Origin of the sequence: Rickettsia endosymbiont of Ixodes scapularis (assembly GCF_000160735.1) — a bacterium.
GTDB lineage: Bacteria > Pseudomonadota > Alphaproteobacteria > Rickettsiales > Rickettsiaceae > Rickettsia > Rickettsia tamurae.
Genome location: NZ_CM000770.1, coordinates 1,711,331 through 1,732,064 on the forward strand (window position 1 = coordinate 1,711,331; position 20,734 = coordinate 1,732,064).

The window sequence follows — 20,734 nt, forward strand, 5'->3', positions numbered from 1 at the left end:
CCTCGCAATGACGGTTTGACATACTAGCTCTCATAATTTATCCAACAACTCCAATTTACTAGGTTTGAAATCCTGCTCTATCCAAAAATTTTTTAGATATTCTAGTTTTGCTCCTATCTCTTTTTTTTCTATATTCATATTTAATAAATCATTACCGTTTACTTGGAATTTAGGACGTAATAACGCATCATATTTAAGGATAAATTCTTTTGCTTGTGAATGATTTAATTTACCGATTATGCTAGCTGCTAATAAATATTCCTTATAATTCTTTTTTTTAAACCAAATTTTCTTTATGTTAAATTTAGCTTCATTCAGAAAGTTCGTTATTGATAATATTTGCATTGCTTCATGTCTTGAGAATTTCCAATCTAGAAAGACCTTTAAATTTAAATCTTTTTGACAATATAATAAGAGTGCATATCGAGTAGCTAATTCTAATTTAAAATCATTTGCCTGCTCAAAAAATTTTATTTCATAATTTTGGATAGAGAATATTAGTTCTAATATTCCTATTTCAAACATAGCTTTTAAAATTTGTGCTGCTCTTTTTGAAACAATAATTTTATCCATTTCGCTTTTTATTCGTTCTCGTGATAAAGTTTTTAAGCCGTCTTTTAAAGCTTTACATGCTTTAAAGCTACCATCATCAAGCTGATTCGCATAATAGCTAGAAAACCGAAAAAAGCGTAGAATTCGCAAATAATCTTCTTTAATTCTATCTAGAGCTTCCCCTATAAATACAACCTTTTCCTGCTGCAAATCCTTAAACCCTTCAAAATAATCATATATCTCGTTCTTAAAGGGACAATAGCTTAAAGCATTAATAGTAAAATCTCGTCTTGCGGCATCTTCAGCAAAATCGTTGGTGAATACTACTTTGGCATGTCTACCGTTACATTCGATATCTTTTCTAAGAGTCGTGATCTCAAATTTTTCATTATTTAAAATAGCCGTAATCGTGCCAAATTTTAAACCGGTCGGAATAGTTTTTATTTTAGCTCCAGATAAAATATTTGTTACTTCACTAGGTATCAAATTAGTAGCTATATCTATATCATAGCTATCTTTCTCAAGTAGATCTCTTGGATAACTTGCTTCTAAAGGTAATTTGTACGTCGATCCAGTACTCGAATCCTCACGCACGTCTATGTACGCTGCGGTTCTGCGTTCCGTGTCTCCTTCAAATTCCTCTTTATTAGCTTCGTTATGCAAGAGATCTAGTAACGCATCACGTACGCAGCCGCCTATAAGTCTTGCTTGTCCTTTTTCATTTAAGAGACTCAAGATTTTTCTATATCCTTTTGAGGGGATTTTTAATGTTTTATGTATAACTTGCATTACTTGGTTTTACCTATAGTATCGGATAGTTTTTAAAAAGACTTTGATGTCATCCTAGCTAAAAGCTGGACCTTGTTGTATGGCTCGTTTATGTCATTCCCGCGGAAGCGGAAATCCAGAAAAAAGTAAAACAATTTCTATATTTCATATTTATCCCTTATTGACTACTGGATTCCCGCTTCCGCGGGAATGACATAGAACAAAAACAGTCCGGTACTAAGATTTTACCGTACATTCCTTTTTATTGCAAAAGATAAGTATAACAGGGCTTTTTTTAAAAAAATCTTTATTAATCGTTATTAAGCTCCCGCGGCATTTAGATTTATAATTGAGATTAATATGAATTTCAGCTTTCTCACAATGATTATTTTTGTTAATGACAATTTTCTGTCCGTGATTAGTTATGAAAATATTATCCTCTAAGGGTAACGCCGCACTATCTTTCTGTCCCAACCAATTAGTCCAGTAAGTAAACTGTAAAAATACATTAGAATTTCTAGTAAAAGTTAATATTAGGCAAACACAAAAAATGAAAAAAATTGTTGTAAATGAAAGCTCAAAATCAAGCGAAAAATAAACAATAATACCGTAAATAAAACTAATAAAATACCAAATATTTAAATTATTATACTCTGCTTCCAAAGTTATTTTAAAAAATTGTAGCATTTTCTATTAAAAGTTAAAAACACATTATACGTCATATCTGTTATATTTTCAATAATTAGAACAAAATTCTCCTGTAAATAACGCGAGTTTCGTATTAAGATGCCTAAATTATGGTTAATGAATATGCTATAATGCTTATCCTTTCAAGGTTTGTAAGAGGTGTGACAAGTTTTACAATTTAATAGTTATAGTCAAAAAAGACAATTTACTAAAAATTTATGCAGTTTTAAGTACATTTTATAACAAAAACAATATTACTAATATCCTCGTAACCCAGTTACTATCAACTATTCAGTTCCTCTATTAATACGAAACTCGCGTTAATTATAGTTAAGATAAATTAACTTATATATTGCTTTTTATTAATTTATTCATTACAATGCCTAACGTTTTATGTATATAAAATTTTAATTTAAATTGAGATATTTGTAATGAATAAGTTAACAGAACAAAATTTACTAAAAAAATCAAGATTTTTAAAATATTCTCTGCTTGCCTCTATTTCAGTAGGAGCAATAATCACAATACCTTTTGAGAGTATGGCGATGAGTAAAGAAGCATTTCGTATCGACCTCGGTAATAAATTGTTGAATAACTTGTCACAATTAAACGGAAACAAAGATACGACAAATACCCCGCAGCAGATAGGAACAGTAATTGTACCGGAATCGGAAATAAACACATATATTCCATCTGAAATAAGAGAAATGGAAATATCTAACAAACCTAAGGCATCTAATCCATTAAAAGATGTTCCTATAGAGGATCATTATAAAAAGATAGCACGTAGTAAGTCTGATGTCGGAAAAGCAAGAAAAGTACGACCACCTAATAGAAGCAAAACATTTGTAGACAGTGAAAAAACAGAACGAAGTCAAAATACTTATACTCTTGAACCGACAGAGCAAACGCCTCAAAAACCAGAGATTATAATAACAGCATCTTCGCCTACTGTTAGCCCAGCTTCAAATAGCTTTGTCACTGCACCTAATACGCCAAGTACTACCCTGACATCACCGGAATATTATACTACGGCACCTAGTACTCCATCAACACCGGCGACTCCGTATCAGCCTACTCCAGATTCTAAACCAAATGATAGTGTAGGAGTTAATACACCACCAAATACAAGCTCAAAGGTAGTACAAAAACTATCATTTAGTAGCGAGCCGCAACAGATAGTACAACTTAGTAAACCAACGCTTCCTCCGAGACCGATAACACCTGTACCGTTGCCTATAAAAAAAAGCAGTACTGAAATTGCAGCAGGAATGGTAAGTAATATATCACGAGTTAATGAGACGATAGGAATCAAGTTAGCTGAAGTAACACAGGCTATTAAAGATACCACAGGTAAAAAAAATAAAAAACCATTGCAGAAGTTGCATACGCAGCTAACTTCATCACAAAAAACAGCAAAAAAACTAAAGTCAGAAGCTGAAAGGATAGGACAAAAAATAATAGCATTAGATGAAGCAAATACGAGTCTAAGCGATTGGAACAAAAAGGGAGGAGGAATAAAAAATAAACATGAATCTGATAAAGATACGACAAAAGTAGGAAAAAATAATAAAGAAATAGAAAAACTTAAAAAAGAGTTAGTAAATAGAAACAGTGAAGCAGATACGTTATTTCAGAAAATAGAAAAAATAGATATTCCAGTAAATAAAGTTTCGATAAAATCGCAGGGAACAGTTCCGGTTACAACGGCGTCAACCAAAGTTAGCGCGTTTCAAGCACAGCAAGCAAGAATTAATGAGGCTCAGCAAGATGTATTAGGACAAAATCAACAACATATTGCTGCAGGAAAAACAAAAAAGCAGCGACAAGCAGAGGATAAGCAAAGAACAGAAAGAGAAAAGAAAAGAAAAGAAGAAAATCATCAAAAAGAAAAAGCAAGAGATATAGTAGAAATCAGGGAAGATATTGCAAAAAAAATGCAGTCAACAATGAGTGGTTATAGTGAAATACTGCCGAAAAAGTTGGAAGAATTGGAAATAAGAGTAGGAAATATAAAAGATAAAAAGAAAAAACAAGAAGCACAAAAGCAGTTATCAGAAATAAAGAAACAAGAAAAAGCTATAAAAACGGCAGCAGATAAAGCTAAAGAAGTAGCTGCTAGTGCGAAAAAAGAAACAAGTAGAACGGCATTACGAGCCATGCAAGATAAAATGAATGGTTATTCTGAACAATTAAATAAGATAGAGGAAAATCTAAAGTTATTAACTCCTGTTGTTTATAATAGTTCTACCGGTTCTACTTATAAGCAGCCGCCAAAAGCAAAGCCAACCATGCCATTAAGTCGTGGGGTTCAGAGAATTTTAGGTGAACAACTGGAGAATGAAGATGGATACTTAGTGTCAACAAAAGTTCAGCAGCAACCTTATACAGTAATGTTGTCGAGTCAAGAAATAGAGGACCCTAAAAGTATGGATTCAGGCTTGGGGAGCTTATCAAACGGCACTTTAGGTAAAGAAACAGATGAAGATGCCGGATTTTATTCAGGTTGGGGAAATAAGCATCATAAGGAGTCTAGTTTAAGTGTAGATAGTGGATTAACAAAAAAGGCAGCTCAGCTTATAAGCCTTTTAGATGCAAAGAGAACCGAAATACTGCAAACAACCAGTCCTTCACAACAAAAATCACTTAATTTAGCTTTACAGGAAATAGAAAATGATAAAGATTATGTAGATACCTATATAAGAGTATTAAGCAATAAAATACAAAAAATAGAAGAATTGCCTGGCTCAAGTTCTAGAAGTGAGGAACTTAATCATATTAAAGAAGCAATGGCTTATATAAGTGATCGTATACAGGATGTAGAGGAATTAGATAAAAACATGCTTTTAGCAATAAATGCACTATTACAAGAGCATGATGAAAAAATTTCTTCGTTACTTCTAGAGAAGTATACAAGCGAAGAAGCTGAAGACATTCTTGCTCAGTCATTGTTACAAGAAATGTTAGTGTCGGATGGTAAATCAGAATCTACCTTACCTACAGGAGATGAAGAACAAGAAGACACAGAAGTAACAGACGTAAGTGGAAAATTATCTTTATTACCTGTATCAAGTAATGAGTATGCATTAGCATTAAGTGACGGTAGCGAATATGAAGAAGATGAGGAAAGTTATGATTCAGGATTTGAAGAGGAAAAAGAAACAATAGAGCAATTATCCGATTCCGATGGGGGTAACCTTAAAATAACGGAAGTTGATACGGCTGTTCCTCTTGAACAGAAAGCAAAAAAAGAAATGCAAACGCAAATTTTAGAAAACGCTCCTACTTTAAATCAAGCGAAAGTTGTTAATACTATTGTAAATAATATGATTCGTAACAGATTAGATGCATCTATGAATATGGTAGCAGTAGGAGCCGGTGATGAAGAAGAGTCTCGTATAAAAAGAGGTTTGTGGATGCGTGGTATGTACGGCGTTAATAATCATGGACGCGTTGACAATATGACCGGTTATAGAGGTACTAACAAAGGTGCTACTATTGGGTTTGACGTTGAAATCGACAATAATATTCTAGGTATAGCTTATAGTAATGTTCATTCAGTATTTAAATTTAAAAATAGTAAAAATAATGATAAAGAACTTATTAATAGCCATGTAGTTTCTATTTACGGACAAAAAGAATTACCGAGGAATTTTGCACTACAAGCTTTAGTATCTGCTTCTAAAAACTTTATTAAAGATAAGACAACTTATTCATATGGTGATACTAAAATTAGAAGTAATGTAAAACATCGCAATCATAGTTATAATGCAGAAGCATTACTGAATTATAATTATCTTTTGCAGAACAAGCTCGTTATTATTCCAAATATCGGCTTAAGATACGGGAAGTCACGAGACGGGGTATATAATGAAACCGGTATTAACGTACAAGAAATAGCTCTTACAATGAAAGAGAATAATATATTGTCCGGAATTGTCGGTACTAAAGTCAAAGTACCTTTAAAAGATGCTCTAAAATTTAATAATTTAGGTCTAACATTCCAAGGAGCGGTAGAACATAATTTTAAAGAGAAAACCCAAAGAATAAATAGAGTTGTTAAAATATTTGATAATACATTCAAACAGGATTATCTAATACCGAAGCAACCGAAAACATCCTATAATTTAGGAACGGGTATTATAGGCAGTATCAAGAATACTACTATTTCTTTGGATTATAATTATTATCTAAATAAACATTATAGAAGTCATCAAGGTAGTGTTAAGCTTAAGGTAAACCTATAATTTTATACTTGCAATATTTGCAAAGTTGTTGTATAAAACTTCTAACTTACTGTCATGCCGTGGTCATAGCCACGGTATGACTAATATATCTATTTGCCTACTTTAAAGTGAAGGCCCCTTCGTCTAGCGGTTAGGACACCACCCTTTCACGGTGGGAACACGGGTTCGAGTCCCGTAGGGGTCACCATTCTATATTTTCCTATAAATTCATTATCTCAAATAATCTAATTTTAAATTCAGAATAAAAATAATAGTTGAAAATAATAACTTTTAATTTATAACGCTTCAAAAAGTTTGATTGAAAACGCAAAGTTCAGTTCAATTAAAGCTATATAATACAACCAATAAAATTTTATGAAGTATATTTATGAAAGCAGATGTGTTTTCTTCAAAAAATCCAGTTAATACAAGTGATTATCAAACAATTATAGCGTATCTAGAAAAGAATACCCCTTCATTTGTTCATCTAGATTTTAGCAATCTACATTTAACGCTTCCGCAGTTAGAGGAAATAGCCGCTAAAATCCAAAATAATAATTTTATCGGTAATATAAGTTGAGGCAAGATGCCTAATGCTTCTAGTGATATTGTACAAAAAATCGAAAGTAAAATTATTTTAAATAACGTGAGTTTCGTATTAATAGAGGAACTGAATAGCTGATAGTAACTGGGTTACGGGGATCTTGATAATACTGTTTTTGTTATAAAATGTACTTAAAACTGCATAAATTTTTAGTAAATTGTCTTTTTTGACTATAACTATTAAATTGTAAAACTTGTCACACCTCTTACAAACCTTGAAAAGATAAGGATTATAGCATATTCATTAACCATAATTTAGGCATCTTAATCTTACTACATGACAATTTTTAGAGATATAAGGACTAAAGGATTGAATTTTGCTGATAATTCATGATGATAACGGGGAAAGAACTTGGTTTACATATGAAAGATCATTCCGCCCCTCTAGTCGAATTATTACAAAAACATATTTCGCTTAATTTATCAAGAGCAAAATGTTTAGGATTATTTATCATTTCAATGCTTAACAGCAGGACAGTAAACATGTCATTGTTATGCAATAGAATGCCGTCTGGGATTAAAGCAGCTTCATGGTATAGAAGGATGCAAAGATTTATCTCTGAAATCTCAATATCATGGAGAGTATTACCTGTTATGTTAGTCATGATGACTGGGTTTGAGCAGGAGCAAAAATGGGTATTGTGTTTAGATAGAACGAATTGGAAATTTGGTAAACGACATATAAATATTTTATATTTAGCTGTCAGTTTTCATGGTATAGCGATCCCCCTTTTTGGAATTTTCTAAGTGATAAAAAGTGTGGTAACTCTGATTATATTGAGCGTATTGATCTGATGGAGTGTTTTTTAGAAGTTTTTGACAAAAACCGCATTGAAGCATTAACCGCTGATAGAGAATTTATAGGTAAGGAATGGCTCTCTTGGCTTAGAACAAATCAAATAAGATACGTTTTTCGAGTTAGAGAAAATGGACAATATATCAGTAATGCAAGGGGAAAAATGGTTAAAATACAAGAGTTATTTCGCCCTCTAGCCATAGGATCGCATGTGAGTTTGTCACAACGTAGAATTGGTACAAAAGGTGAAATATTTAATGTAGTAGGGATCAGAAATAAGAAGAGTGAACTTGCAGTCTTAATACATAGTGATGAGATCAAAAATCCTGCTGAGATATATGCTCAAAGATGGCAAATTGAAACAATGTTCAAAGCTTTTAAATCAGCAGGATTCAACTGTGAAGCAACTCATATTACTAATGATTTACGATTAGATACATTGATGCAAATATTGTCTATTGCATTTTGCCTAGCTTATCAAACTGGAGAGATTATAGTTTTGGATAAACCAATAGTTATTAAAAAACATGGTTATAGGCAAAATAGTATATTTCGTGTTGGATTAGATACATTGGTTAATATCTTGTATAATATTTCTACTCAATTAGTACGTTGGATACAGCTGTTGTCCTTGATATTCCAATATCCAAAGATGATAAAATGAAAAATTGTCATGTAGTAAGATTTTTATTAAAAATGATAAAAATATAATTAGCAACTTACCGCCTTTATCGGACCATAATCTTATTACTTGTGAAAAAATATTGCAAAAAATAGAAAAAGCTTTAAGCAAAAATTCATTTGTAGCAATCAGTGCTTACGCCGGAACAGGTAAAAGTACAATAGCTATAGAATATGGTCGTAAACAAAGAGATGAAGCAAAGAAAATAGTACGTTTTATTAATGCAGATTCCTCAAGCAAAATTAACGGAGCATATAGACAACTTGCTGAGGAGCTTTTATACAATAGGCGAAAGAGAAGAGGATATAATAAGATTAGTCCATGAGAGGGTTGCTAGTTTAAATTCAAATACATTATTTGTTTTTGATAACGTAGAAGCATATAAAGACATTGAGCCTTATATTAACGGTATAATGAATATGCCTAAGATAAGACGCAAGTTATAATTACTACTAGAAATAATAATTTAAGTGAGGATATAACAAATATTAAATTAAAGCCTTTTAATATAAGAACAGCAATAACATAAGGAAATAGGTTAAGTAACCAAGATATTAGCAATTTAATAAAAGAACTTGACAGTAATGATGCTGTATTCCCTTATAAGTTATCTAACGCAGTAACATATTTAAAGGAAAACAAATTATTTAAAGTAAATGATTGTGTTAATTATTTTAAAAATAGCAATGATGATTACATAGAAAGCGTTATATTATTAAAGTTATCAGAAGTATCATCGGCAGCTTGGCAGATACTACAATATTCGGCACATTTAGATCCTGATTTTATCGGCATAGAGATTTTCAAAGAATTATTTTTAATAGATGAAGAAAAGCTACAAGAACCTATAAAAAGGTTAGAAGCATTATCGATAATGAATCTAACATACCAAAATGGACAAGCCGGCTTACAATTACATAGATTAATGCAGTCTACAGTAAAAAGATATGTAGATAAACATAAGGAATATGCAATAGACAAACAAAAAATTTATACAAGTCTAGCTGAAGCTTTAGACAGTTTATTTCCTTATTTTACAGCTGTTCCAAACAAAGACTGGGAAATTTCTAAATTATTTTATCCTTATGTTTTATCCTTATGTAGTAAAAATATTAAACAATAATATTGAAATTGATAAATTTAGAAAGGCAAATTTATATAAAAAGTTAGGATATTATAATGAGAGCGTGTTATATAAACTTAAGGACTCATTAAAATATCACAAAGAAGCATTAAAAATATTTCAAGAATTATATCAAAGCAATCATCCTTATGTTGCTGACTCTCTTAATAATATTGGAGCAGCATATGCAAAATTAGGAGATACTAAAGAAGAGCTGAAGTACCTAAAAGAAGCTTTAAAAATGTCACAAGATTTGTATCAAAGTAATCACCCTGATATTGCTGCCTCTCTTAATAATGTCGGTTTAGCTTACCGAACTTAGGTTGTACCTCAAAAGGTCTAAAATATCAAAAAGCAGCTTTAAAAATGTTACAGATAGTGAATCAAAATAATTACCATAATATTGCTATTTTTCTTAATAATATCGGTAGATCTTACTGAGGTTTAGGTAATATCTCTAAGGGTCTAAAGTATTTAGAGGAAGCTCTAAAAATGCTTCTAGTAGTGTTTCAATGGAATCATCAAGATATTTCTTGTTAATGTAGGCTTAGCTTATGAAACATTAGACGATATTAATAAGTCAACAGAATTTTTGAAGCAAGCTTATTTAATGTTTATGCAAACTTTAGGAGCAACTCATCCTTATACTGAGGAATTAAAAAGTTACCTTGAGAAAAATGCTCCGGAATTTATAAAAAATAATGAAACTAGGGAGTTTATATTACAAAGAGGCAATTTTGAGGAAGTTACATTAGAAATTAAACAAAAAATATAAAAGAACGTTTTAAATAAAATATATATTAGTGCTGCTAAAGATAAATGGAATAGTAAGTTCTCAATTTTAGGAAATTGGGGAGTGAAAGGCTATTTAGGCGATAGATATTTAGCAAAACAACTAGGAGTTTTATCTAAAAATATAGAAATAGCTAAAATGTTATGTTTTGAAGTGATTTGCTTAGGAGCGATTAACAGCCCTAGCAAAAACTTCCTTTGTGTAAAAGAATTTGTTAGAGCCTATCCTGAATTAACAAACAAGATAACAAATGAACATCCTGAATATTTTATTGACGGCTCAATATTACGATTATGTGTTAATGATGAAGCAATTTAGGGGTGTCAGAAAGTTTGTGTAAGTTATAAAAATAGTTAAGAATAAAATTAATTAAAACAACTTACATGAGGCTAATATGAAGAATAAGAGTAAAGTATCAAATCCGACTATAGAAAAAGTAGTATCAGAAATACTATCACAAAGTGATCCATCTGAGATATTTGGCAAAGAAGGAATATTTCAGGAAATTAAAAAGCAGATAGTAAATAAGATTTTAGAAAAAGAAATGGAATCTCATATAGGTTATGAGAAGCATTCTAAGAATACCAAGGAGTCAGATAATAGACGTAATGGCAATTATGAAAAGACTCTAATAGATTCCGAGGGTCGTAAATTGATAGTAGAAGTGCCAAGGGATCGGGAAGGAGAATTTGAACCTCAACTAATTCCAAAAGGAGTAAGGAGATTTGAAGGATTTGATGATAAAGTAATATCTTTATATGCTAGGGGAATGACTATTCGAGAAATACAAGGGCACTTAGAAGAACTATATGCCACCAAAGTATCATCTGAGTTAATATCAAAGGTAACTGATGGCATTTTAGAGGAAGTTACTGCGTGGCAGAATAGAGCACTTGATAGTGTATATCCTATAATGTAGATTGTATTCATGTTAAGGCAAGAGACAATCATATAATAATAAATAAAGCAGTTTATCTAGCTATTGGCGTGAATATAGAAGGCAAGAAGGAACTATTAGGTATTTGGATAGGCAAGAATGAAGGATCTAAATTTTGGATGCAAGTAGTAACAGAACTGAAGAATCGTGGTGTAGAACAAATATATGTTGCGTGTGTTGATGGTCTTAAAGGTTTTCCAGAAGCAATAAATAGCATTTTCCCAAAAACCACAGTACAACTGTGTATTGTTCATATGGTAAGAAACTCTGTAAAATACGTATCATATAAAGATTTAAAATTGGTAACAGCTGATTTAAAGGCAGTTTATTCTGCAATAAATGAAGCAGAGGGATTAAGAGAATTACAAAATTTTGCTAAAAAATGGGATGAAAAATATCCAGTTATTTTTGATATATGGCAGAGAAATTGGTCTGGAATAGCTCCGTTCTTTAGCTTTCCGGAAGACATTAGAAAGGCGATTTACACTACTAATGCTATTGAATCAACTAACCGTCAAATTCATAAAATTATAAAAAATAAGGGGGTATTTCCAGATGATAAATCGATTCAGAAAATAATCTTTTTAGCATTGACAAATGCTTCTAAAAAATGGACAATGCCTATTAAGAATTGGGCCATGGCTTTAAATCAATTTGCTATACTTTGTGATACTAAATTTACAAAATTGGGCAAATGGAGAAATCGTACTTACACAAAAAATCTGACAGACCCAGCAATTTTAAATAGATTGCTAGCTAGTGGTTAATGTGGCTATGTAGCTTTATCCTCATCATGAGGAAAATCAGATTTATCCATTAAATTTTTAGCAATGTTGCTTTCTGAAAGCTTAGCTGATTGAAAATATTCGGAAACAAGCTTTATCACTTTATCACAAAATTCATCTTGTAATTCCTTACTTGCGGTTAATTTTTGGTTTTGAATTAACTGTATAGCATCAAATTTTTTATGCTCTAAAAATTCTTCAATTTCTTTAGTTTTTTCTTGAATGATTTTTTTTGTAACTTCATTGCTTTCTTCTATCATTTGAGAGCGTAAAGTTTCTAATTTCTTTATCTGTACATTGGTTTGTTCAAAGAGCAAAGCAGCATCTTCTTTTAACTTTTTAGCTTTTAGAACTTTTTCTTGGACTTCTAAAATCTTAGCATCTAAAGAATTTAAAATGGCTTTTTTTGCCGGTCTATAAATTAAATATACAAAAATTACAAAACTAACGGCAAGCCAAAAGCTCTCATCTAGGAAATTCATTATTTTACTTTTATATTTTGTAGTAAATTCATATCTACTTTAGTAGTTCCGGCTATTTTTTCAATAATATTAACGGCAAGTTTTATGATTGCTTCACTTTTATTAGTTCTAAATTGCTTAGCAGCTAAATTTATATCTTCAATATTTTGATTTATAGAGTTTTTTAAATCTTGCTCTAGATTCTTTTTTTTAATTAAAAATTCTGATTCTAAAGAGTCTATTTTTTCTTTTTTTAGCCTATCTATTTCAGTATTTGTTTTGTCTATTTCCTCGTTATAATATTTATTTAGCTTTTCTACTTCTATGGTCAATGTATCGGCTTGCGTAATATTATCTTGAATATTTGTCTGTCTATTATTAAAAATTTCTTCGGCTTTTGGAGTTATAAATTTATAAACAAAGATATACAATAAGCCGAAAGTAACGATAAGCCAAAAAATTTGTGAATAATAGGTAGCAATATCAAATTGAGGCATCTTATTTAAAAATGAATTTTAAGAAAAAATAAGTAACATAGCAATTACAAAGGAAAAAAGCCCCATTGCTTCAGCAAGACCTGCACCGATCAGAGCCATTCTTTGCAAGTTTTCTGCAGCTGAAGGGTTTCGTGCTATTGAACTAAGTAGAGAGCTAAATATATTACTAACGCCTAGAGCTGCACCGTACATGCCGATAGCCATAAGCCCTATACCAATAAATTTTAAAGAAACCATGTCCATAAAAAACCTAACTTTTAATTAATCAAAATAACAATTAGTGTAAATTAATAGCATCATTAAGATACATACAAGATAAAATAGTAAAAATATAAGCTTGAAGTATTGCAACAAAAATTTCAAACCCAATTAGTATCACCATAAGAGGGATTGGCAGAAATTTCAAGTAAATCATTAATGAAACGGTAAAACCGGCTATTACTTTTAATAAAACATGTCCCGCCATCATATTAGCGGCAAGTCGCAATGATAAACTAACCGGTCTTGCTAAATATGTAAATAGTTCAATTACTATCATCAACGGTGCTAACCATAAAGGAGTACCGTGCGGTGAAAAAAGAGTTAAAAAACGTAAGCCGTGTTTTACAAAACCGACTATAGTTACCGTTAAAAATACTAGAATTGCCAAGGTAAAAGTAACGATAATATGACTAGTAGCAGTAAAGCTATAAGGTGTCATACCAAGTAAATTACAGAATAAAATAAAAATAAATAAACTAAAAACTAACGGAATAAATTTACGTCCTTTTACTCCTATATTCTGATTTAACATATCAGCTACAAGATTATAAACTATTTCAGCACTCACTTGTAATCTAGAAGGCACTAATTTCCGGTTATAAAAAGCTAAGTAAAAATAAGTTAGAGCTAGGATGCTAGCAAGTAACATATAGATACTCGAATTAGTAAAGCTGACGTCAAAACCGAACATTTTGATGTCTATTAATTTTTTGATATTAAATTGTGCTAAAGGGCTATGAGTCATTTCCTTACTTTTTATTATTTACTTTTTGCCTTATAATATTAAAGCCGGCAATCATTCCTATTATTGTAAATATAATAAGAAATAAAGGTTTAGAATTAAAAAACTTATCTGTAAATATTCCAATTACGACACCTACCATTGTACCTGAAACTAAATCTACAGCGATAGTGAACGGGCTAATTTCTTGCCGAATTTTAGGATTAGAAAACTTAGGAGTTTTTAAGTCTTTAATTCTTGCTTTGATATCTTTTAGTTTTTCCGTATTCATTAGTTTATCTCCGTCATTGCAAGAAGACGCCATAGGCGTCGACGAAGCAATCTCAGGATATTTGACGAGATTGCCGTGCAGTCTACGACTGCTCGCAATGACGATCTAAATTATAAGCTCATTTCATTTTTTGCTTTTTCTTTCTGCTCCTCTAAAGCTTTATCAACTGCTGTGGAAATATTATCTATACTATAATTTCCGGTTTGTACTCCGTTAACAAAGAAAGAAGGGGTGCCTATAAATTTTGGTGCTTTTGCTACAAAATTAGTATTAGCAATTAGTGTTTCAGTAATTTTATCACTATTTAAACATTGCTTATATTCTTCCGGAGAAACACCTCCGAGCTGACCTATATCGGTTAATAATTCTCTGTATTTATTGCTATAAGCCCATTTATCTTGTTGTTTTAATATGATATTATGAAATTGTACAAAGCTATCTATATCGCCCTTGCAGCGGGCTAAGATTGCAGCATCTAAATCTTGTTTAGTAGCAATAAATTCACGAGCCACATATGCAATTTTGTTAGTATCGATATATTTTTTCTTAAGTTCCGGAAAAATTGTTTGATGATAATAAGCACAATGCGGACAGGTAGGAGAAAAATACTCGACTACTATAACATTTGATTTTTTGTTACCGAGAACCATATCATTATTATCAATTTTAAAAGTGACTTTAACAGGTTTTATTTCAGGATTTTTTTGTTCTTGTGAAGCCGGCGTTGATACTTCATCAGTCTGATTATTATCATTAGCAGGAACTATCGATTCAGCCGTATTTTCAGAATTTACGGCTTCCTGATTCGTTTCTTTAGAAGTTTCATTATTTTGCAGAGTTTCTTGCTCTATTATTTGTTTTTCCTCATGGTTCTTATCTTGTGCTTTTTCTTCTGAACAGCTACTCAAAAATAATAAAAATATTAGCACAATAAAAATACTTCGCATATTTATTCCTTTAACTATTAATATTATCTACAATAATATCGTATCAATTTTATTTCAATAGAAATATCTACTTTATAATAGAAGCAAAATGTGCTATGCTATAGAAAATAATAGTCTAACATTAAGTTCTTAGGCACTAAAACCACTACGGAGGAATTAATAATGGCAAATACAACACAATCTGAACATAAAACCGAACAAAAATCTGAGTTTAAAATAGGGCAGAGAATTGTCTATCCTGCACATGGAGTTGGTGAAATAACAAATATTGAATATCATACTATTGCAGGTACTGAAATTAAAGTATATGTAATTTCCTTTTCGCAGGATAAAATGACATTAAAAGTACCTGTTAGTAGAGCTGCGGTTGTTGGGCTTAGAGCGGTTGCAAGCAGAAAAGATTTAGATGTCATATATTCAACTCTTCAAGGTAAACCAAAGCAAGGAAATAGAATGTGGAGTAGAAGAGCACAAGAATATGAAGGCAAAATTAACTCAGGTAATATTGTAGCCATAGCCGAAGTATTACGGGACTTACATAAAAATGTTGATAATGATCGTTCTTACAGTGAAAGAACACTCTACGAATCAGCTTTAAATAGACTTGCAGGTGAGCTTGCTATCCTTGAAAACATCCACCCAACCGAAGCAATTAATAAGTTAGTTGAAGTATTGCGTGAAAAATTAGTAGCGTAAGTTTTGACATTATCTAAAGTGTTGTTGCGTGGCTAAGCTTTCTGTTGTCATCCCGCGACTTGATCGCGGTATCCAGCTAAAAATACTAAAATTATTAATACTTTAAGTGGTTTTTTGGATCCCGTGGTCAAGCCACGGGATGACGCCGAGTGCGTTTTTCGACCTGTGCAACAATACCTATTTGCAATCCCTATAAAGCCATACTAACTTACCCTACTAACAGATAGTTCATCCGGAATTTCTCAAGGGATGCAGTCACTACATGGTCAACAAATTCTTTTAACAATTTTGGATCTGTTACTTCCTGTCCTTTATCATCACGAGCAGTTAAAAGTTTTGAATTAATTTTTTCAAGAATGCCTTTCTTAATATCATCAATATTATGTGTACCGTCTAACATTTCTAAAATATATTTTTCATGTATAGGTATACCTACCATATCGTTAAGTCTATTAGTGACGCTAAACACGTTAGTTGCATTATTAAAATGTGCTTGTTTTGCTTGATATCTTGCAAATTCACTATTTTTAGGTTTTTCGGTGATAGTTGCTATAGCATGCGGTTTGGTCTCAAATATTTTGAGATAACCTTGAAAAATGAATTTGATAAAATGTTGCTCTAGTGCAGCTAAGAAATCTTGTAATTGATATTTACCGAGCTTTTTTAAAGCTTCTTTTGCTACTTGTTCTAAGCTTATCGGATTGCTAATATTTTCAGCATATACATATAAAATAGCTTTCATGATCGGTGAAGTGGTTGAAATAAAAGGATCAGGTAAATTTTCGTAATAGAAGCTAACATTTTCCTGTTGGTTAGTTAAATCAACATCTTTTTCTAGAGTTACCGGTCTAATATTAAGGCTAGTAAAAAACTCTTTTAAATTATTAAATTCAATTTTTCTGTTTATAGTCATGTTTTGATGACATAATAATGTCGAGCGGAACTTTCTATTAGTGATAAAATCCATATATTGCTCAGTACGAACAATATCATTAACGGCTTGTAGCTTTTCTGCTGCCTTAGTAGGTAAATTACCGATAAACATTGCAGTAAGCGACGTATCACCTAAGTAATTTAGATGATTTTTTTGAGCTTTTTCTATGAATTGGTGAAAATATGTACCTGTATTAATTTCGCCTAAATATTCATGTAATACATATGAGTCCGTATATGCAGATAATAATTTTGTTTCATCTCGTAAGAAATTAGAATAAGGCGTTGTGGAGCTTTCTAATGAGTCATTGATGAACTTTAAAAGTAATCTAGCTTGCTGTAATTTATCGTGGCTAGTATTAAATAGCTCTGAATGGAACATCATCATTTCACGTATTGTTCTCTGCATATTCCAGCCCGGGAGCGTATTATAGCTTACAAAAGCTATGCCATTCGGATTTAGCAGTTTATTACAGACTTCGAGTATTTTATCTTGTACTTCTTCAGGTACCCATGAATATACGCCGTGACAAACTATGTAATCAAACTTACCGTATGACTCATCAAGGTCTAATATAGATAATGCCTTTAGTTTGGCATTTTTTATTTTTAAATCACTGGTAATTTTTTTACCTAATTCTATTTGTGTTTTGGATAAGTCAACACCTAGAGATTGTGATTTAGGATATGTTTCAGCAAAGTTAAGCAGATTAACACCAACCCCGCAACCGATATCAAGTACTTTAGCAGTTTCAAGAGGCGGAGGGTTTAGTCCAAATAGCTTACCGATAGTTCTTAAATACGGTGGGGAGGTATAACTGAAAGTAAATGGAGAGTAAGGTACTTCATCATAGGATATTTTATTAGCTTGTTTTGTCATAGTATTTACATAAATTAAAAACTAAAGAACCCTCAGCTATAAGCTGAGGGGTTATAAAGTGGAATCGATTAGAAATCGATCATCATTCACAGGTTCACCTTCCTGTTCATCAATATAGCGCTGTATCATTTCATCAGTTATATTACCTGAACTGACCGCCATATAGCCCCTAGCCCACAAATGATTGCCCCAAAATTGTTTTCTTAAATGAGCAAATTCTTGCAATAAAATTCTTGAGCTACTACCTTTTAAATACTGTACTAACTTGCTAAGAGATATTTGTGATTTATATGAGATAAACATATGCACGTGATCACATGATATTTTCCCTGAAATTATATATACTTCATGTTCCATACAAATCTGCCTTAGTAAATCTCTAGCCCTTTCCGCTACTTTGCCTATCAATACTCTCTTCCTATATTTTGGTATCCATATAAGATGTACTTTTAAATCATACTGACTATGACTATTCTTTCTATAACTTCTCATGTTTCTTGATATAAATTCATTGCTAAAGCAATTTCATTATATCTTCCCTTCGCCTGAAGGCGAGGGATTTCTTATCCCCGAAGGGGGACATTAATTTTAAGCAGTTTCAAAAGATTAAGCAATATATTTTATATACAAAAACTTTAAATTTAATTTGATGTTTTTATATTTCATGACTATACTCTAAATACTATATAACATATGTTAATGGTCATGTAGTAATTTAAGGTAAATATTAATGTCTCCCTTCGGGGATAAGAAATCCCTCGCCTTCAGGCGAAGGGAAGATATAATGAAATTGCTTTAGCAATGAATTTATATCAAGAAACATGAGAAGTTATAGAAAGAATAGTCATAGTCAGTATGATTTAAAAGTACATCTTATATGGATACCAAAATATAGGAAGAGAGTATTGATAGGCAAAGTAGCGGAAAGGGCTAGAGATTTACTAAGGCAGATTTGTATGGAACATGAAGTATATATAATTTCAGGGAAAATATTATGTGATCACGTGCATATGTTTATCTCATATAAATCACAAATATCTCTTAGCAAGTTAGTACAGTATTTAAAAGGTAGTAGCTCAAGAATTTTATTGCAAGAATTTGCTCATTTAAGAAAACAATTTTGGGGCAATCATTTGTGGGCTAGGGGCTATATGGCGGTCAGTTCAGGTAATATAACTGATGAAATGATACAGCACTATATTGATGAACAGGAAGGTGAACCTGTGAATGATGATCGATTTCTAATCGATTCCACTTTATAACCCCTCAGCTTATAGCTGAGGGTTCTTTAGTTATATTTATATTATGAAAAATAGTAATGTTCAAATATCTGCTACTGAGTTTAAAAAGCATTTATTAAATCTAGTTGATCAAGTTAAAAGTAAACATAATTCTTTCATTATTACAAAAAGAAAATTGCCGATTGCTAAGGTAGTGCCTCTAGAGATTGATACTAAAGAAAATAAAAAAAGTTATTTTGGCTGTTTAAGAGGTACTATTAAAATTAATGACGATATAATAAATTCTTCTTGTGAATCTGATTGGGAAGTAAATAATGATTGATATTGAAGCTAGCAACCAAGAGGGGCTGATTTTAGATACTCATATATTAATTTGGTATGTAGAAGGAATTAGATTATCTGAAGCACAAATAAATCTAATAGAGAAAATAAGAGAAAAAAAATAAGTTATATATCTCTGCTATATCTATATGGGAAATAGTAATGCTTGAAAATAAAGGTAAAATAGCATTTTCAATTGAGTTAAATGATTGGATTGATAAATTACTATTTATACGGGGCTTAAATTTAATTGACCTGTCGGTTTCAATTTTAATACAAAGCTGCCTTTACCTCATTATGAACATAAAGACCCGGAAGATAATGTATACTAACTATAATATAAGATTTATTATAGCGGCTACTAGATTTGATCAAAAAATTATAGAGTATGCCAATTTAGGTTATTTGAAAATAATACAAGCTAAATGATCATAATTATAACTTAATCAATTGTGTTTTACCTGCAAAATTTTCTATTCCCTCTAGATCGGTAGCGGTAACCCATAACTGCATGTTTAAGCAGGTAAAAAATTCGATTAAATATTGACGTCTTTTGTCGTCTAGATGCACAAAGACCTCATCTAAAAGTAAAATCGGCGCTATTTTAGTTAGCTTTATAGCATAATTCATTTCAGCAAGTATTATCGCAATTAATATAGCTTTCTGTTCACCTGTAGAACAGAATTTGGCTAAGATATTTTTCTTTTGATGCTTTACTAAAAAGTCGCTTTTATGAACTCCAAAACTAGTGCGACCGAGTAATTTATCTTTGCTTCTTGTTTGATAAAGTTCTGCAGTAATAAAACTAACAATATTTTCTTCGCCGTCTAATATTTTTTGTTCAACAATGCCGTCAATCGATAAATCGGCCTTTGGAAACTCATTTTCAAGTTCATCTATTGCTTGCTGCATAAATTCTAAGGTTTTTAAGCGATTATTAGCAATATGGTTAGAAATATCGGCCATCTTTTCTTCAATAATTTTAAGCCAATTATCATCTCTTATATCTTCTGCTAGAATTTTATTTCTCTCATGCATGTAATATTCGTATTTACTAACTAGCTCTGCATGCTTTGGATCAAAATTATAAACTATTCTATCAAGAAATTTTCTTCTATCACTGCTACCGCTTGTAAAGATTCCTTCCATTTGCGAAGTCAGCCATACCATGCTAGTGAATTTACTTAGCTCATTATTGGCTATTTTACTTTCGTTATACTCGGTTATTCTTCTATTAGAGCTACGTTTAAATTGTGTGGTAAATTCTGCAAGTCCTAGCTTACTTTGCAATAGAGCTTTTACGGTACAATGATCTTCTGAAGTCTTGCATATATAAGCAAGTTTCGCTGATTTCAACCCTCTTCCTGGATAAAATAGCGATATAGCTTCTAAAATATTAGTTTTACCGCTACCGTTTTCACCTATTAAAATTATTGGGGTATTATCTGTTTTTAGTTCAAGATTTTTAAAATTACGATAATTTTCAAGACTTAAGGAATGTAGGAAGATATTTTTCATTTTATGAAAGAATA

The 20,734-nt window shown here is 31.3% G+C and carries 23 protein-coding genes, 1 tRNA gene and 1 pseudogene; 15 read left to right on the top strand and 10 right to left on the bottom strand.

All coding sequences use genetic code 11. The annotated features are described in order from the left end of the window. Positions 1-30 precede the first annotated feature (30 nt). Complete coding sequence (locus REIS_RS08670) at positions 31-1,341, bottom strand: palindromic element RPE1 domain-containing protein (protein ID WP_008581137.1); 1,311 nt, start codon at positions 1,339-1,341, stop codon at positions 31-33. A gap of 1,097 nt (positions 1,342-2,438) precedes the next feature. On the opposite strand from REIS_RS08670, the gene REIS_RS08680 reads away from it, so the two are divergent. The 11 genes and pseudogenes from REIS_RS08680 to REIS_RS08730 all read left to right on the top strand — a co-directional run. Next, a complete protein-coding gene (locus tag REIS_RS08680; protein ID WP_008581140.1) occupies positions 2,439-6,254 on the top strand; it encodes an autotransporter domain-containing protein in 3,816 nt (1,271 codons plus the stop codon). Between the two features lie 112 nt (positions 6,255-6,366). Then, positions 6,367-6,441: transfer RNA gene (locus tag REIS_RS08685), tRNA-Glu, on the top strand. A 180-nt stretch (positions 6,442-6,621) separates the two neighbouring features. After that, entirely contained in the window at positions 6,622-6,813 is a 192-nt protein-coding gene (locus tag REIS_RS08690; RefSeq protein ID WP_008581141.1) for a hypothetical protein, read from the top strand. 353 nt (positions 6,814-7,166) lie between these two features. Next, complete coding sequence (locus REIS_RS13360) at positions 7,167-7,583, top strand: hypothetical protein (RefSeq protein WP_008579269.1); 417 nt, start codon at positions 7,167-7,169, stop codon at positions 7,581-7,583. Positions 7,584-7,621: 38 nt separating this feature from the next. After that, positions 7,622-8,296 carry a transposase gene (locus tag REIS_RS13365; RefSeq protein WP_241760940.1) on the top strand — a complete coding sequence of 225 codons (675 nt, stop codon included), beginning with the start codon at positions 7,622-7,624 and terminating at the stop codon, positions 8,294-8,296. Positions 8,297-8,300: 4 nt separating this feature from the next. Beyond that, the gene (locus tag REIS_RS14990; RefSeq protein ID WP_241760901.1) at positions 8,301-8,639 is read left to right on the top strand and encodes a hypothetical protein; all 339 of its coding nucleotides are present in this window, start codon (positions 8,301-8,303) and stop codon (positions 8,637-8,639) included. 549 nt (positions 8,640-9,188) lie between these two features. Then, complete coding sequence (locus REIS_RS16015; RefSeq protein ID WP_037214044.1) at positions 9,189-9,437, top strand: hypothetical protein; 249 nt, start codon at positions 9,189-9,191, stop codon at positions 9,435-9,437. Beyond that, the gene (locus REIS_RS17530; protein ID WP_037214047.1) at positions 9,400-9,759 is read left to right on the top strand and encodes a tetratricopeptide repeat protein; all 360 of its coding nucleotides are present in this window, start codon (positions 9,400-9,402) and stop codon (positions 9,757-9,759) included. Before REIS_RS16015 ends, REIS_RS17530 begins: the two co-directional genes overlap by 38 nt. A gap of 270 nt (positions 9,760-10,029) precedes the next feature. Further along, on the top strand, positions 10,030-10,212 hold the full coding sequence (locus REIS_RS08720; RefSeq protein ID WP_037214048.1) for a hypothetical protein: 183 nt from the start codon (positions 10,030-10,032) through the stop codon (positions 10,210-10,212). A gap of 81 nt (positions 10,213-10,293) precedes the next feature. Next, positions 10,294-10,548 carry a hypothetical protein gene (locus REIS_RS08725; protein WP_241760902.1) on the top strand — a complete coding sequence of 85 codons (255 nt, stop codon included), beginning with the start codon at positions 10,294-10,296 and terminating at the stop codon, positions 10,546-10,548. Between the two features lie 76 nt (positions 10,549-10,624). Then, a pseudogene (locus REIS_RS08730) lies at positions 10,625-11,829 on the top strand (IS256 family transposase); the annotation flags it as partial. 110 nt (positions 11,830-11,939) lie between these two features. On the opposite strand, the gene REIS_RS08735 reads toward REIS_RS08730, so the two are convergent. The 6 genes from REIS_RS08735 to REIS_RS08760 form a co-directional block, all read right to left on the bottom strand. Further along, complete coding sequence (locus REIS_RS08735) at positions 11,940-12,434, bottom strand: F0F1 ATP synthase subunit B (RefSeq protein ID WP_008581145.1); 495 nt, start codon at positions 12,432-12,434, stop codon at positions 11,940-11,942. Next, complete coding sequence (locus REIS_RS08740) at positions 12,434-12,910, bottom strand: F0F1 ATP synthase subunit B' (protein WP_008581147.1); 477 nt, start codon at positions 12,908-12,910, stop codon at positions 12,434-12,436. Before REIS_RS08740 ends, REIS_RS08735 begins: the two co-directional genes overlap by 1 nt. A gap of 18 nt (positions 12,911-12,928) precedes the next feature. Beyond that, positions 12,929-13,153: a F0F1 ATP synthase subunit C gene (locus REIS_RS08745; RefSeq protein ID WP_010420727.1), complete on the bottom strand. Its 225-nt coding sequence runs from the start codon at positions 13,151-13,153 to the stop codon at positions 12,929-12,931. A gap of 34 nt (positions 13,154-13,187) precedes the next feature. Then, a complete protein-coding gene (locus REIS_RS08750) occupies positions 13,188-13,916 on the bottom strand; it encodes a F0F1 ATP synthase subunit A (protein WP_008581150.1) in 729 nt (242 codons plus the stop codon). 4 nt (positions 13,917-13,920) lie between these two features. Continuing rightward, positions 13,921-14,184, bottom strand: coding sequence for an AtpZ/AtpI family protein (locus tag REIS_RS08755; protein ID WP_014365153.1), 264 nt, complete (start codon positions 14,182-14,184; stop codon positions 13,921-13,923). Between the two features lie 110 nt (positions 14,185-14,294). Continuing rightward, a complete protein-coding gene (locus tag REIS_RS08760; RefSeq protein ID WP_008581154.1) occupies positions 14,295-15,131 on the bottom strand; it encodes a DsbA family protein in 837 nt (278 codons plus the stop codon). Positions 15,132-15,293: 162 nt separating this feature from the next. On the opposite strand from REIS_RS08760, the gene REIS_RS08765 reads away from it, so the two are divergent. Further along, complete coding sequence (locus REIS_RS08765) at positions 15,294-15,827, top strand: CarD family transcriptional regulator (RefSeq protein ID WP_008581156.1); 534 nt, start codon at positions 15,294-15,296, stop codon at positions 15,825-15,827. Between the two features lie 208 nt (positions 15,828-16,035). Here the strand turns inward: REIS_RS08765 and REIS_RS08770 are convergent, their stop codons facing one another. Together REIS_RS08770 and tnpA (REIS_RS08775) are read right to left on the bottom strand one after the other, a co-directional pair. Next, positions 16,036-17,640, bottom strand: coding sequence for a methyltransferase regulatory domain-containing protein (locus REIS_RS08770; protein ID WP_008581158.1), 1,605 nt, complete (start codon positions 17,638-17,640; stop codon positions 16,036-16,038). A 51-nt stretch (positions 17,641-17,691) separates the two neighbouring features. After that, positions 17,692-18,132: an IS200/IS605 family transposase gene (gene tnpA, locus REIS_RS08775; RefSeq protein ID WP_008579324.1), complete on the bottom strand. Its 441-nt coding sequence runs from the start codon at positions 18,130-18,132 to the stop codon at positions 17,692-17,694. Positions 18,133-18,461: 329 nt separating this feature from the next. On the opposite strand from tnpA (REIS_RS08775), the gene tnpA (REIS_RS08780) reads away from it, so the two are divergent. From tnpA (REIS_RS08780) to REIS_RS16555, 3 genes are read left to right on the top strand one after another with little or no spacing between them, the layout of a single operon-like run. Beyond that, positions 18,462-18,902, top strand: coding sequence for an IS200/IS605 family transposase (gene tnpA / locus REIS_RS08780; protein WP_008581160.1), 441 nt, complete (start codon positions 18,462-18,464; stop codon positions 18,900-18,902). 43 nt (positions 18,903-18,945) lie between these two features. After that, complete coding sequence (locus REIS_RS08785) at positions 18,946-19,203, top strand: type II toxin-antitoxin system Phd/YefM family antitoxin (RefSeq protein WP_008581162.1); 258 nt, start codon at positions 18,946-18,948, stop codon at positions 19,201-19,203. Next, positions 19,196-19,327, top strand: a complete 132-nt coding sequence (locus REIS_RS16555; protein ID WP_008581163.1) for a hypothetical protein — start codon at positions 19,196-19,198, stop codon at positions 19,325-19,327. Before REIS_RS08785 ends, REIS_RS16555 begins: the two co-directional genes overlap by 8 nt. 310 nt (positions 19,328-19,637) lie before the next feature. Here REIS_RS16555 and recF read toward each other — a convergent pair whose 3' ends face one another. Then, a complete protein-coding gene (gene recF, locus REIS_RS08795) occupies positions 19,638-20,720 on the bottom strand; it encodes a DNA replication/repair protein RecF (protein ID WP_008581167.1) in 1,083 nt (360 codons plus the stop codon). Between the last annotated feature and the right edge of the window lie 14 nt (positions 20,721-20,734).